Below are 14,364 nucleotides of genomic sequence, written 5' to 3' on the forward strand. Positions count from 1 at the left end.
CAACCCTGCGCGACGTCCATGGCGTCCGACTGAGTGCGAGTTCGGGAACAATAATGGCAGACAGAACCCAGCTGAGAATAGCCGACAACAACGACATCGCGGACGATGATCCGTTCGCGGAGCTGACCAGGATCATGGGATTCGACCCACGCCAGCCGGTCAAGCCGCAGGCGCCGGTCCAGTCACAGGCGCCGGTCCAGTCACAGGCCACTGTCGCGGGTCCGTCAGTGCAAGAGGACGATTTCGATATCGATCTCGAAAAGGAACTGATGGGCGAGTTCGACGCTGGCGACAGCGTCGTCGCTCCCATTGTCGAGGTTCATAAGCCGGCATTCGAAACGGCGGCCATCCATGCGGCGGACGACCATGCGGCGGACGACGATCTTGCCCTTTCGCTCGACGACGATTTCCACCTGGACATGGCCGATGTCGATGACCAGGCAGTCGTCGCCAGCCATGCGAATGCCGGTGCTGCCGACCCAGCGCCACCCGTCGAGCCTGCCTTCGACGCCGATTTCGACAATGCCGTCGCCAGTTCGCTCGAAGGCGTTTCGCCCTACGAGGACGATCTGCCGATGGAGGACGAGCTTGCCGCGTCACTGGACCGGGACTTCCATGTCGATGAGGCCGCCGAGACCCAGCACGCTGTTGCCGAAGTGCCGGTGGCTGAGGAGCCGGCCTCGGATCATCAGTTCGACGATGCGGTCGCGATGTCGCTCGAAGACGAGCTGATGCTTGACGACCATTCGGCGGATCAGCACCACGCGGCTGCCGTCGAATACCCAGAGCCGGCGCAGACCGCCGCGAATGGGGCCCAGGCGGTCTCCGATGAGGCTTTCGCGGGCCACTTCGACGACGCCATGGCCGATGTCGACGCGGATTTTGACATTCAGGCGGACGAGCCGGTGGTTTTTGATGAGGCGGAAGCGGACGAAGTGCTCGCCCATGCCGAGGACACGAAGGGCGAGATCCCAAGCCCCGAACCCGTGTCGGATGATGCTTTCGACCTAGACCTTGATGACGCGTTTGCCGAGCCTGCCGAAGAGCCCGCCGCCGAGATGGCGGCTGCTGCGGTTGAACCGGCGACGATGGCAGCCCCGGTTGCCAATATGGCCGCGCCGGTGCAAGCCCCCATGGCCGATGAACGGAGCCTCGAGGACGAGTTGAACGCGCTTCTGGGCGCCATGAGCGCGCGCGCGCTGCCGTCTGCCAAGGAGCCGGCCATGGCCGAGCCCGTCGCGGCTCAACCGGCCCCTATTCCCGTTCAGTCGCCTGTCGCGGCCGCGAAGACCATCGAGGAGCCCGCCGATCTTGTTGGCGAACTCGACTGGGATCTCGACGAACCGGCATCCGAAGAGGAAATGCATCACTCCGATGCTGCACAGGCCGCCGATGCCGATCTCGATAATCTGCCGCTCGACGAGCTTCAGAGCCAGGATCTTGGCTCGCATGCCACTGATGCTGATCAAGTCGATGTCGATATCGACAATGATGCGTTCGACGCCGCTTTGGCCAAGAGCCTGGATGCGCGTGACGGAGCAGTCTCCCGGCAGGATCAGGCTGATTCTCCCGATTGGCTGGCGGAACGCTCCGCACCGGCGGAACCGGCCCGTTCGTGGAGCCGCGTGACACCGGTTCCCCAGCAGCCGGCATTTGCCGCGCAGCCAGCCGCTTCGATGGCTACCGGGGCCGTGGCACCGGAAGTGGCCGCGGTGCCGCCGTACCATTCGTCCGAGCCTGTTGCGGCCGCCCCTTATGCGGCGCCGGTATCCGCGCCGCAGCCGCGCCAGTCCTCCCGCTACGAAGAGATGCCTGATGTGGAGACGGTCGACGTGCCGGAGCGCGTCGTGGCGCTGGCTGACGATCTCGACATTCCGGAGCTGCATTTCGAGGAAGATGAACCGGCGGCATCCGGCTATGACGATCTTGACGCCGAGTTCGCCAGCCTTCTGACGGAAATGAATTCGGTGGACGTCGCGCCGGCTCCCGCTGCTGCCGCAAGCAGCGCGTCCCATGCGGATGAATCCTACAATGCGGGTTTCAATCCGGGATATGGGGGCCCCAATCCGGGATATGAGGGGCTCAATCCGGGATATGAGGGGCTCAATCCGGGATATGGGGAGCCCAATCCGGGATATGGGGAGCCCAATCCGGGATATGCGCTCAATCAGGGATACGAACAGCCCAAGCCGGCCTATCAGCCGGAAGCGCGGACCTATGTGGCGCGGCCGGCCGAAATGCCCGCCCGCGCGGCGGTGGCCACAGGCTACGCCAATGCCACCGACGGCTTCGACCTCGACAGCCTGCCCGGCAGCCAGCCGGTCTCGCAGGCGGACGATTTTACCGTCGATGAACTCGACTACGATCCCGAACTGGACGAGGCCATGTCCGTTCCGGGGCTCGGCGAGCGGGAAGCGGCCAAGCCATCGGGCCGGCGCGGCCTGTTCATTGCTGCGATCGTGGGCGCGGTGGCGGTTGCAGGCGGTCTTGGTGCCTTTGCCCTGTCTCTCGGCGGCAAGGGCGGCAGCGAGGCTCCTGTGATCGTGAAGGCCGACAATTCGCCGATCAAGATCAAGCCGGAAAATCCGGGCGGCACTGTGGTGCCGAACCAGGACAACAAGGTCTATGACGCGGTGCTCAAGGGTGCCAAGCCGGCCGCGCCGGTGCAGCAGAAGCTTGTCACCAACACCGAGCAACCTGTGGATGTGCAGGCGAAGGACCCGGCCCGTGCCGTCGATCTTTCGTCTGACCAGAGTGCTGCCGCTAGCGCGACGGGCGACGGCAGTGCCGCCCCGACCTCCAATGCCGTCGCGACCGCCAATGCAGCACCGGCCGCCAGCGCGCCGGCCGACAATGCGGCACCGGCGCCCAAGTCCGAGGATCGCATCGCGCAGGTGCTGCAGGATACCGACAAGGGCACCAACACCGACGTCGTCGCCGTTGCGCCGCGCAAGGTGAGGACCATGGTGGTCAAGTCAGACGGCTCGCTGGTGCCGCGCGAGGATCCGGCACCGGCCGAACCGCAGGTGGCCGCCACTGAACCGGCCGATCCGGCGCCCCAGCATGTCGCCCCTTCGGGCCAGGCCGATGCCGACCAGACCGGTACCGTGGCGACTGCCGCCGCCCAGGCGGACGAGCCCGCGCTCAAGCCGGCAGCCAAGCCGCCGGCGAAGGCGCAGTCGGCCAACACGCCGGCCAAGGTTCCGGTGGCGCCGCAGCGTCCGTCCGACCAGCCGGTCGATGTCGTTGGCGAGGTCAAGCCCGATCAGGTCGCTTCCATCGATCCGGCAACGGCGGCGACCGGCGGTTCGTGGTCGATGCAGATCGCTTCGCAGCCGACCGTGGAAAGCGCGCAGTCGACCTACCAGGATCTGCAACGCCGCTACGGCAGCGTGCTTTCCGGCCGCACCGCCAACATCGTCAAGGCCGAGATCGCAGGCAAAGGCACATTCTACCGCGTCCGCGTTCCGGCTCAGTCGCGCAACGATGCCATCAGTTTGTGCACCAGCTACAAGGCAGCCGGCGGCAACTGCTTCGTGTCGCGTTAGACGCCGATCAACCATTCAAAAACCGGCGCGGCCCAAGGCCGCGCCGGTTTTCGTAGAGGCGGCCCTTATGCGCCCGGCTTTTCATGTGCCCGTCTTTTTCGTGTGGGAGCATATCTTGCGGACGCGGCCTGTGAGCCGAGATGATTCCCTTTGACCGCGCGAAGCCCTAGACTCCAGTCATGACCGAATCAAAATCCATGATCCTCGGCTGTGCCGGGAAGTCGCTCACCCGCGAAGAAATCAATTTCTATCGCAATGAATGCCCATGGGCCTTCATCCTGTTTGCCCGCAACATTGGCGAGACCGAGCAGATCCGCGATCTGGTCGCCGAGATGCGCGACTGCATCGGGCGTCCGGATGCGCTGGTGTTCATCGATCAGGAAGGCGGCAGGGTGCAACGCCTTCGGCCACCGCTGGCGCCAAACTATCCGGCGGGCGGGGCGCTTGGCGCGCTGTGGCGCGACGATCACGACGCCGGCGCCCGTGCTGCCTGGCTGATGGCGCGCCTGCACGCCTTTGACCTGCTGCGCTACGGCATCACGGCGGATTGCCTGCCGGTGCTCGACGTGCCGATCGAAGGCGCCAGCGACGTCATCGGCGCGCGCGCCTATGGCAAGGAGCCGCGCGCGGTCATCGAACTCGGCCGCGCCGCCGCCGAAGGGCTGATGTCCGGCGGCGTGCTTCCTGTCATGAAACACATTCCGGGCCATGGCCGGGCCTTTGCCGACACGCACTTCGAGTTGCCCACGGTCGACGCCTCGCTCAGCGACCTGCAGCGGCATGATTTCGCCCCGTTCAGGGAGCTTAACCATCTGCCGATGGCGATGACCGCGCATGTCGTCTACAGCGCGATCGATCCCAAGAATCCGGCGACGACGTCCGGCAAGGTCATCGACGAGATCATTCGCCGCGACATTGGCTTTGACGGGCTCCTGATGAGCGACGACACCTCGATGAAGGCACTTTCTGGGGATTTCCCGACAAAGGCGGCCTCGATCCTTGCGGCGGGCTGCGATCTGGTCCTTCACTGCAACGGCGTATTCGAGGAGATGGCGGGCATCGCGTCGCGCACCAGGGGGCTTGAAGGCAAGTCGCTGGAGCGCGCAAAGCGGGCGATGACCTATATCAGCAAAAGCGACACGGTCGAGGAAACCGAGATACGCGCTGAATTCGCCACCTATTTCGATGCGGTGGCCTGACCAGAGGAAGTGGAAGGACTGTGGCGGAAACATTGGAGAGCAAGGCCCCGAAGGCCGCACCGATGGACCGCCTGTGGGCCGAGAATGACGATTCAAGGCTGACCGGCGATCCGTCGCTGGTGGTTGACGTCGCCGGGTTCGAAGGTCCGCTCGATCTCTTGCTGCATCTTGCCCGCAACCAGAAAGTCGACCTGGCGCGCATTTCCATCCTGGCGCTGGCCGAGCAATATCTGGCCTTTGTCGAGACGGCGAGGGCGCTGCGCCTCGAGCTTGCCGCCGACTATCTGGTGATGGCGGCGTGGCTGGCGTTCCTGAAGTCGAAGCTTTTGATCCCCAAGCAGCCGGGCGAGGAGGGTGAAAGCGGCGAGGAGCTGGCGGCGGTGCTGCAATTCCGGCTGAAGCGGCTCGAGGCCATGCGCGACGCGGCGGCGCGTCTCGTCAACCGCAACCGGCTCGGCCGCGACGTGTTCGCGCGCGGCATGCCGGAAATGGTCATCATCGAAAAGCGCAACTCTTATTCGGCCTCGCTCTACGACCTTCTGACCGCTTACGCGCAGCAACGGCAGAAGCAGGCGATCACCAATGTGACGATCGCCAGGCGCGGTGTCTGGTCGCTCAAGGACGCCCGCGATATCCTGACGCGGCTGACCGGCTCGCTGCGGGACTGGACGGCGCTCGACAGCTTCCTCATCCAATATCTGACCAGCCCGGAAGAGCGGCGCACGGCGATCGCCAGCTCATTCGCGGCGACACTGGAGCTGGTGCGCGAGCGCAAGATGGACATGCGGCAGGACCAGGTGTTCGCACCGATCTATCTGCGCGACCACCGCGCACAGACAATCGAGCCAGTCGAGGTGGCATCATGAGCGAACGCGCCAACGCTTCGGTTATCCCCTTCAAGGTGGACGACGAGCAGGAAGAGGGCGAACTCGACCAGGCTTCAGTCCAGAATCCGGAACAGAATCCGGCCGAGCGCCTGCATATGGCCGAGGCCATGCGCATGGCCGAGGCGATCGTCTTCGCCAGTGCCGAACCGGTCAGTGAAAAGCAGCTTGCCGCACGCCTTCCAGATGGCATCAATATCGCGCTTGCGATGGTGGAATTGCAGCAGATCTACGCCCGGCGCGGCGTCAATCTGGTCCGGGTCGGCGATGCCTGGGCGTTCCGCACCGCCGGCGATCTTGCCTTCCTGATGAGCCGCGACACGGTGCAGCAGCGCAAGCTGTCGCGGGCCGCGCTCGAAGTGCTGGCGATCATTGCCTATCACCAGCCGGTGACGCGCGCCGAGATCGAGGACATCCGTGGTGTCGAAACCTCGAAAGGCACACTCGACACGCTGCTGGAGACGGAATGGGTGCGTATGCGCGGCCGCCGCAAAACGCCTGGCCGTCCCGTCACTTATGGTACCACCGAAACCTTCCTTGACCATTTTGCGCTCGAGGAAATCCGTGATCTTCCCGGCATGGAGGAATTGAAGGGCGCCGGCCTGCTTTCGGGCCGCATGCCGTCGAATTTCTCGATCCCGCTGCCGCCGGCCGACCCCGACGTGCTGAGCGAGGACGAGGATCCGTTGACCGACATCGATCTCGAGGAACTCGGCCTGCTGACGCCGCGCGTCACGGAAGATTGACCACGGGCGCCTATCAAAAGCTGCTTTCCGGCTTTACATGCGCCGTTTGGTAGCGGGCCGCTTCGCTGAAAATGCGTGACATCCGTCACCCTTTCATAAACTCTGTCGCGGTTGTGTTTGAATCCCAACGCGAAAACGCATAGATCATCGCCAGGGAAAACATTCGAGAGAGATTTGCTATGGGTTCATTTTCGATTTGGCACTGGATGATCGTGCTGGTCATCGTGCTTCTGGTGTTCGGCCGCGGCAAGATTCCGGAGCTGATGGGAGACATGGCCAAGGGCATCAAGAGCTTCAAGAAGGGCATGGCCGACGACGACGTTGCCGACGACAAGCGCACCGTCGAGCACCGCGCCGACGAAACCGTTTCGGCAGCCAAGGAAAAAGTCAGCAAGAGCTGAGCCCAACGGTGTTGCTTTGTGCATGTCGTTGTCCCAAAACCGCTTCCGCACTTTTGGGCGACAAGCACTAGTCGGAACTGATAGCCATGTTTGAAGTCGGCTGGACCGAAATGCTGGTGATCGCGATCGTCATGATCGTGGTCGTCGGGCCGAAGGATTTGCCCAACATGCTGCGCACCTTCGGCCGCACGACGGCGAAGCTGCGCACCATGGCGGCCGACTTCCAGAAACAGTTCAACGAGGCGCTGAAGGAAGCCGAGCTCGACGACGTCAAGAAATCGGTCGACGAGCTCAGGGGCCTCAGCCCGGTTGCAGAGATCCGCAAGCAGCTCAATCCGTTCGAGCAGGCGGCGGCCGATGTGCGCGCCGGCGTCGACGCGGCGATGAAGCCGAAGCCGGCCGCTGATCCGGCGGCACCTGCCGCCTCGACGCCGCAGGCGGCCGAGCCGTTGAAGAACGGTGCGACGGAAATGCCTGGTGTCAACGGGCCAGATGCCGCGCCGGCAACGCCGATTTTCCCGGTAATGACCGATGCTTCGGTGGTACCGGCATCCACGGAACCTGCCGTGGCGCCGAAGGCACCTGCGGCAAAGAAGGCCGCCAGGACGGCTCGGGAGGCAAAAGGGCCGTCGAAGGCCTCGACACCCGCGAAGGCGGTGACGGCAAAAGCCGCACCAGCGCCCAAGGCGTCGGCAAAGCCCGTGACGGCGGCAAAGCCTGAGGCCGCCGCGACGAAGCCCGCCGCTGCCAAGACGACAGCTGCAAAGACGACTGCTGCAAAGGCGCCTGCTGCCAAGGTGACTGCGGCAAAGGCTGGGGCGAAAGCCGAACCGAAGCCTGCTCCGGCGAAGCCGGTGACCAGGAAGACGGCGGGAGCCGCCAAGTGAGCGTTTCGGACAAGGAAAAAGACGAGATCGAAAAATCGTCGGCGCCGTTGATCGAGCATCTCATCGAGTTGCGCCGCCGGCTGATCTGGTCGCTCGGGGGTTTCTTCGTTGCCTTCCTGGTGTGCTTCTTCTTCGCCAAGCGGCTGTTCAACCTGCTGGTCGTCCCGTTCAAATGGGCGACGAAATGGGCGGGGCTCGATCCGCACAAGGTCGAGCTGATCTACACCGCGCCGCAGGAATTCTTCTTCACCCAGGTCAAGCTCGCCATGTTCGGCGGCATGGTCATCGCTTTTCCGCTGATCGCCACGCAGATCTACAAATTCATCGCGCCCGGCCTCTACAAGAACGAGCGCAACGCCTTCCTGCCGTTCCTGATCGCATCGCCCGTCCTATTCCTGATGGGCGCTTCGCTGGTCTATTTCTTCTTCACGCCGATGGTGATGTGGTTCTTCCTCGCCATGCAGCAGACCGGCACGGACGAGCAGGTCCAGATTTCGCTGCTGCCGAAAGTGTCGGAATATCTCAGCCTGATCATGACGCTGATTTTCTCCTTCGGCCTGGTGTTCCAGCTGCCGGTGGTGACCAGCCTGATGACACGCGTCGGCATGCTGTCGTCCAAGGCGCTTGCCGAGAAGCGCAAATGGGCGATCGTCATCGCCTTCGTCGTCGCCGCCGTGCTGACACCGCCCGATCCGATGAGCCAGATCGGTCTCGCCATCCCGACCATCCTGCTCTACGAGGTCGCCATCTGGTCGTCCCGGCTGATCGAACGCAGCCAGGAGCGCGAGCGCATGGCGCGCGAGAAGCAGGAGGCAGGCGAAACCGTCGCGGACAAGACCCCTGACGAACCTCCAGCGCCGGCAGCTTCGTAACGCACGCAGCTAGGCCCGAGACAGCGGCGGAAAACGACAACCGCCGCCCAGCCTCATCTTGCATCGATCAAGGATGCGGTTTACGCCCCTCAAACTGAAACGCATCGCCATCAAGGCGATGCGTTTCAGTTTTTGCTTTGCATGTCGTTGTCCCAAAACCGCTGCGCACTTTTGGGCGACATGCTACCTGAGGACGGATAAACCATGCTTGACATCAAATGGATTCGCGACAACCCGAAAGCCCTTGTCGAGGCGCTCACCAAGCGCTCGTGGCCGGCGGGCGAGGCGCAATCCACTGTCGACGGGTTGATCGCCAGGGACGAGGCGCGGCGCGAACATGTGACCGAGCTGCAGACCAAGCAGGAGCGCCGCAACGCCGCCTCGAAGGAGATCGGCAACGCCATGCGTTCGGGCGATGCCGCCCTTGCCGAAAAACTGAAAGCGGAAGTCGGCGAGATAAAAGTCTTCATCCAGAACGGCGAGGCGCGCGAGCGTGAGCTCGACAAGGCGCTCAACGATGCGCTGGCGGTGCTGCCCAATGTGCCGCTTGATGATGTGCCTGTCGGCAAGGACGAGCACGACAATGTCGTCAGGCATGTCGTCGGCGAGCTGCCGACGCGGCCGAACTGGGTGAGGGAGCATTTCGAGATCGGCGAAGCGCTTGGCATGATGGATTTCGAGCGGGCCGCCAGGCTTTCAGGCTCGCGCTTCACCGTGCTCAAAGGCGGCCTGGCGCGGATGGAACGGGCGCTCGGCCAGTTCATGCTCGACCTGCACACGACCGAGCATGGCTATGAGGAAGTGCAGCCTCCGCTCATGGTCAAGTCCGGTGCCATGTTCGGAACGGGGCAACTCCCAAAATTCGAAGAAGACCTTTTTAAAACGCTGAGCCTTACCATCGATCAGAACAATGATGCGTTCCTCCGGTTCATCGCTGAGGATTTCCAAGAAAGAGAGGCAGGTCAAAGTCGACTGACGCGAGACGTGACTGGTTCCGACGGGTCGTCCGCCCAGCACATGACGGGTTTGGGGGTTCGACGCCTGGATGAACTTAGAGCTGAAATTGGCGCTCTATACCTCATCCCCACCGCTGAGGTGCCGCTCACCAACCTTGTGCGTGAAGAAATCACCGCGCATGAGAAACTGCCGTTGCGCTACACGGCGCTGACGCCGTGCTTCCGGTCTGAAGCAGGCTCGGCCGGGCGCGACACGCGCGGCATGCTGCGCCAGCACCAGTTCTACAAGGTCGAGCTTGTATCGATCACCGACCAGGAATCGTCGCTGGCCGAGCATGAACGGATGACGCAATGCGCCGAGGAAGTGCTGAAGCGGCTGGAACTGCCGTTCCGCACCATGGTCCTGTGCACCGGCGACATGGGTTTTGGCGCGCGCAAGACCTACGACATCGAGGTCTGGCTGCCCGGCCAGAATGCGTACCGCGAAATTTCGTCCTGCTCGGTCTGCGGCGATTTCCAGGCGCGCCGCATGGACGCCCGCTACAAGGACAAGGAAGGCAAGGGCAACCGCTTCGTCCATACGCTCAACGGTTCGGGCACAGCTGTCGGCCGCGCTCTCATAGCTGTCATCGAAAACTACCAGAATGAGGATGGCAGCGTAACCATTCCTGAAGTGCTGCGGCCTTACATGGGTGGCTTGGAAAAGATCGAATCGAAATAATGCGCATCCTCCTGACCAACGACGACGGCATTCATGCCGAGGGGCTGGCATCGCTCGAGCGCGTCGCCCGTACGCTGTCCGACGATGTCTGGGTGGTGGCGCCGGAGCAGGACCAGTCCGGCTACGCGCATTCGCTGTCGATCTCGGAGCCGCTGCGGCTGCGCAAGATCGGCGAAAAGCACTTTGCCGTGCGGGGCACGCCGACCGATTGCGTCATCATGGGCGTGAAGAAGATCCTGCCCGGTGCACCCGACCTGATCCTGTCCGGCATCAATTCGGGCGCCAACATCGCCGACGACGTCACTTATTCGGGGACCGTCGCCGGCGCCATGGAAGGCGCGCTGCTCGGCATCAGGTCGATCGCTCTCAGCCAGGGCTACAGCTATGTCGGCGAGGACCGCGTCGTTCCTTACGAGACCACCGAGGCGCTGGCGCCGGCGCTGCTGAAGAAGCTCGTCGCGACGCCGCTGCCCGACGGCGTGCTGCTCAATGTCAATTTTCCAAACTGCCTTCCCGAGGAAGTCGCCGGCACCGTGGTCACCACGCAGGGCAAGCTGGTGCACAGCCTCTGGGTCGACGAACGCCGCGACGGGCGCGGCCTGCCTTACTATTGGCTGCGCTTCGGCCGTGAGCCGGTAGAGGGCAAGCAGGGCACCGACCTTTTTGCCCTGCGCAACCGTCTGGTGTCCGTGACGCCATTGCAGCTCGACCTCACCGCGCATGAGATCCGTGACCAGCTGAGCAAGGCGCTTGCATGAACCATGGCATCGACGATCGCGAAGGCTTCGCCGCTTTCCTGCTGCGCCTGCGCGGCAGGGGGACCGTGCCGAAGGCGCTGATCGCGGCTTTCGAGGCGACACCACGGCGCGGTTTCCTGGCGCCCCACTTCCACCAGATCGCCTGGTCCGACCGAATGTTGCCGATCGAATGCGGCGAGGCGATCGAAGGCGCCGACATGCAGGCGGCGGTGATCGCGGCACTAGCCATCGAGCCCAGCAATCGTGTGCTCGAGATCGGCACCGGCTCGGGCTACACCGCTGCGGTGATGTCGCGGCTTGCCGCGCGCATCATTACCATAGATCGCTACAAGACCCTGACCGAACAGGCAAAACAGCGCTTCGAGGCGCTCGGCATCAGCAACGCCATCGCGCGCCAGGCCGACGGTTCCGCCGGTTTGCCCGCTGAAGGACCGTTCGATCGCATCGTCGCCTGGGCGGCTTTCGACAGCCTGCCGCGCTTTCTGCTCGACCAATTGTCGAGCGGCGGCATCGTCATCGCACCGATCGGCCCGGAGGAGGGCGAGCAGGTGCTGGCCAAGCTGACCAAGGTCGGCAGCCGTTTCGAGCGCGAGGATATCGGCCTTGTGCGCCTGCAGCCGATCCTGCGCAGCCTGGCAGCGGTGATGTAGCTTTTCGTCAGGCGCCGCCCGCCATCCGGGTGGGTTCAGCCTGCCGAAGTGCACGACCGGCCATCCTCAAATATTTTAAGAAAATTTATCTCGGATTCCATGGGGTTAACCGACCAGTAACATTAACGCGCTTTAATCCTGACCAGTTGGTGCAGAGTTTGTGCGGGTTAGTGCGATGCAACTCAATGTTTTGAAGGCAAACAGTCGCAATCTGGCGCGGGGCTGCGCTGTTCTCATGATTGCGGGCGCGGCGGCCGGATGCAGTTCCCAGGCTTCGCGGTTCAACAGTGTCGACGACGTTTTCACTTCCTCGACCAACAATCAGCGCGCGATCATCAACAAGCAGGATGCCGTACAGCCCTATCCGGGCGACGTCTCGGCAGCCCCGCTCGACGGCAGCCACACGCAATCGGTCGCCCGCTCCAGCCTTGAACCGGTTTCGAGCCGGCCGTTGCCGCCGCCGGTTTCAGCCCAGGCCGCTCCGGCGCTCGCGCCCGCCGCCAATCCGGTGCGTGTCGCATCGGCGCCGGCCCTGTCTCGGCCCGCTCCCCATGTCGACAGGACGACAACCGGCACCGTCGCGCCGGCCGCAAAGCCGTTCAAAAATGCCCAGCCCGACGAGCCGAAGATGGCCCAGGCCGGCACGCCGCACGCGACCGAGATCGTCGTCCGGGACGGCGAAACCATTTCCGGCCTGGCGGCGCACTACAAGGTGCCGGCCGAGGTCATCATGAAGGTGAATGGCCTGAGCCCGACCAAGGGGCTGAAGACCGGTCAGAAGATCGTCATCCCGGCCTATGCCTATTCGAGCAAGGCTGAATCGAAGGTCGCCGATGCAAAGCCGGCCAAGGACGGCAAGCACGACCTGCCGGCCACCGCGCCGGACAAGGTCGCCGTTCTGCCGCAGCAGCCGAAGCTCAAGGAGGGCAAGTCCGCGGCTCAGGTCGATGCGTCGGCCGCCACAAGCCAGCCCAAGGAGCCCAAGCCAGCGCAGGTGGCCAAGGCTGGCGGCGCCGCCGGCACCTATACGGTCCAGTCCGGCGACACGATGTCCTCGATTGCCAGGAAGACCGGCGTTGGCGTCGTTGCCCTGAAGCAGGCCAACGGCATGAAGGATGGCTTGCTCAAGATCGGCCAGACCCTGAAAGTGCCGGCCGGTGGAACCGCGACAGTCGCCAGCGCAAAGCCGGCCAAGGTCGACCCGGTGACCACGGCCACCACGCAGCCCGCCGCAAAGGCCACACCCTCGGAAACGCTGGCATCCTACACGCCGCCGAAGAAGGATGCGAAGGTCATCCAGCAGGCCGAGGACGACGAGGCGGTGGCGCCGGATGCCACAGGCATCGGCAAGATGCGCTGGCCGGTGCGCGGCCGGGTGATCTCCGGCTTCGGATCCGGCAGGGACGGCGTCGACATCGCCGTGCCCACGGGAACGCCGATCAAAGCGGCCGAGAACGGCGTCGTCATCTATGCCGGCGATGGACTCAAGGAATTCGGCAATACGGTCCTGGTGCGCCACGAGAACGGTCTGGTCACCGTCTACGGCCATGCCAGCTCGATCGAGGTGCAGCGCGGCCAGAAGGTCAAGCGCGGCCAGGAAATCGCACTCTCGGGCATGAGCGGCACGACGGACGCGCCGAAGCTGCACTTCGAGGTGCGCAAGAACTCGGCGCCGGTCGATCCCTCGACTTATCTCGAATAGAATAAAAAAAGCGATTTGCGGGCCGTCTGACCTCCAGTCCGGCCCGCCGGCTCAGCCCGTTCCGCAAGGAGCGGGCTCTTTCAGTTGGTTTCTTGGTTTAAGTCTTTGTTTCCGTGCATGTCGTGGTCGCGAGACCGAGCCCGCCTGGGCGACATGGATCAATCCTTCAATGGCTTGCCGAGCCGGCCCGCCAGGTCCTGGATGAACTGCCAGGCGACACGGCCCGAGCGGCTGCCGCGCGTCGTTGCCCATTCCAGTGCCTCGGCGCGAAGCTGCTCGGGGTCGATGTCGAGGCCATGATGGCTGGCATAGCCGTTGATCATATCGAGATATTCGTCCTGCGAGCATTTGTGGAAGCCGAGCCAAAGGCCGAAACGATCGGACAGCGAGACCTTCTCCTCGACCGCTTCGGACGGGTTGATGGCGGTCGAGCGCTCATTGTCGATCATGTCGCGCGGCAGCAGGTGGCGGCGGTTCGAGGTGGCGTAGAAGATGATATTGGCCGGGCGGCCCTCGACGCCGCCTTCGAGCGCCGCCTTCAATGACTTGTAGGACGTGTCGTCGTGGTCGAAGGACAGGTCGTCGCAAAACAGGATGAAGCGGAAGGGAGCGGCTTTCAGCAAACCCATCAGCTTCGGCAGCGTGTCGATGTCCTCGCGGTGGATTTCGATCAGCTTCAGCGGCAGGTCGGACTTGGCCTTGGCGTTGATCTCGGCATGCACGGCCTTGACCAGCGACGATTTGCCCATGCCGCGAGCGCCCCACAACAGCACGTTGTTGGCAGCAAAGCCGGCGGCGAAGCGTTCGGTGTTGTCGACAAGGATGTCGCGGACGCGATCGACACCACGGATCAGGCCGATGTCGACGCGGTTGACCTTGCGCACCGGCTCCAGATAGCCGGGATCGGCCTGCCAGACGAAACAATCGGCCTCGCCAAGGCCGGTTTCAGGCACTGGCGGTGGGGCGAGGCGGCCGACAGCCTCGATCAGGCGGTCAAGTTTCTCGTTGAGGGCGTCGATGGTGCTGTCGGTCATTTCGGG

Annotated in this window: 12 protein-coding genes; 11 read left to right on the top strand and 1 reads right to left on the bottom strand. The window is 63.7% G+C overall.

The window, feature by feature from the left end; genetic code table 11:
* The first annotated feature begins 53 nt into the window (after window positions 1-53).
* The 11 genes from FJ958_RS07195 (at window position 54) to FJ958_RS07245 (ending at window position 13,324) form a co-directional block, all read left to right on the top strand.
* On the top strand, window positions 54-3,548 hold the full coding sequence (locus tag FJ958_RS07195; RefSeq protein WP_140741069.1) for an SPOR domain-containing protein: 3,495 nt from the start codon (window positions 54-56) through the stop codon (window positions 3,546-3,548).
* 179 nt (window positions 3,549-3,727) lie between these two features.
* Window positions 3,728-4,747: a beta-N-acetylhexosaminidase gene (gene nagZ, locus FJ958_RS07200; protein WP_140741071.1), complete on the top strand. Its 1,020-nt coding sequence runs from the start codon at window positions 3,728-3,730 to the stop codon at window positions 4,745-4,747.
* Between the two features lie 62 nt (window positions 4,748-4,809).
* Window positions 4,810-5,613 carry a ScpA family protein gene (locus FJ958_RS07205; protein ID WP_140741282.1) on the top strand — a complete coding sequence of 268 codons (804 nt, stop codon included), beginning with the start codon at window positions 4,810-4,812 and terminating at the stop codon, window positions 5,611-5,613.
* Complete coding sequence (scpB, locus tag FJ958_RS07210; RefSeq protein ID WP_140741073.1) at window positions 5,610-6,377, top strand: SMC-Scp complex subunit ScpB; 768 nt, start codon at window positions 5,610-5,612, stop codon at window positions 6,375-6,377. Before FJ958_RS07205 ends, scpB begins: the two co-directional genes overlap by 4 nt.
* 179 nt (window positions 6,378-6,556) lie before the next feature.
* Window positions 6,557-6,778, top strand: a complete 222-nt coding sequence (locus FJ958_RS07215; protein WP_140607559.1) for a twin-arginine translocase TatA/TatE family subunit — start codon at window positions 6,557-6,559, stop codon at window positions 6,776-6,778.
* Between the two features lie 86 nt (window positions 6,779-6,864).
* Complete coding sequence (gene tatB / locus FJ958_RS07220) at window positions 6,865-7,665, top strand: Sec-independent protein translocase protein TatB (protein WP_140741075.1); 801 nt, start codon at window positions 6,865-6,867, stop codon at window positions 7,663-7,665.
* The gene (tatC, locus tag FJ958_RS07225) at window positions 7,662-8,537 is read left to right on the top strand and encodes a twin-arginine translocase subunit TatC (RefSeq protein ID WP_140741077.1); all 876 of its coding nucleotides are present in this window, start codon (window positions 7,662-7,664) and stop codon (window positions 8,535-8,537) included. Before tatB ends, tatC begins: the two co-directional genes overlap by 4 nt.
* A 204-nt stretch (window positions 8,538-8,741) precedes the next feature.
* The gene (gene serS, locus FJ958_RS07230) at window positions 8,742-10,214 is read left to right on the top strand and encodes a serine--tRNA ligase (protein WP_140741079.1); all 1,473 of its coding nucleotides are present in this window, start codon (window positions 8,742-8,744) and stop codon (window positions 10,212-10,214) included.
* Window positions 10,214-10,972 carry a 5'/3'-nucleotidase SurE gene (gene surE, locus FJ958_RS07235; RefSeq protein WP_127281111.1) on the top strand — a complete coding sequence of 253 codons (759 nt, stop codon included), beginning with the start codon at window positions 10,214-10,216 and terminating at the stop codon, window positions 10,970-10,972. Before serS ends, surE begins: the two co-directional genes overlap by 1 nt.
* Window positions 10,969-11,622, top strand: coding sequence for a protein-L-isoaspartate(D-aspartate) O-methyltransferase (locus FJ958_RS07240; RefSeq protein ID WP_140741081.1), 654 nt, complete (start codon window positions 10,969-10,971; stop codon window positions 11,620-11,622). Before surE ends, FJ958_RS07240 begins: the two co-directional genes overlap by 4 nt.
* A gap of 175 nt (window positions 11,623-11,797) precedes the next feature.
* Window positions 11,798-13,324, top strand: a complete 1,527-nt coding sequence (locus FJ958_RS07245) for a peptidoglycan DD-metalloendopeptidase family protein (RefSeq protein WP_140741083.1) — start codon at window positions 11,798-11,800, stop codon at window positions 13,322-13,324.
* A gap of 158 nt (window positions 13,325-13,482) precedes the next feature.
* Here FJ958_RS07245 and FJ958_RS07250 read toward each other — a convergent pair whose 3' ends face one another.
* Window positions 13,483-14,358, bottom strand: coding sequence for an ATP-binding protein (locus tag FJ958_RS07250; RefSeq protein ID WP_140741085.1), 876 nt, complete (start codon window positions 14,356-14,358; stop codon window positions 13,483-13,485).
* Window positions 14,359-14,364 lie beyond the last annotated feature (6 nt).

The organism is Mesorhizobium sp. B2-3-5 (genome assembly GCF_006442395.1).
In the GTDB taxonomy this organism is placed as follows: domain Bacteria; phylum Pseudomonadota; class Alphaproteobacteria; order Rhizobiales; family Rhizobiaceae; genus Mesorhizobium.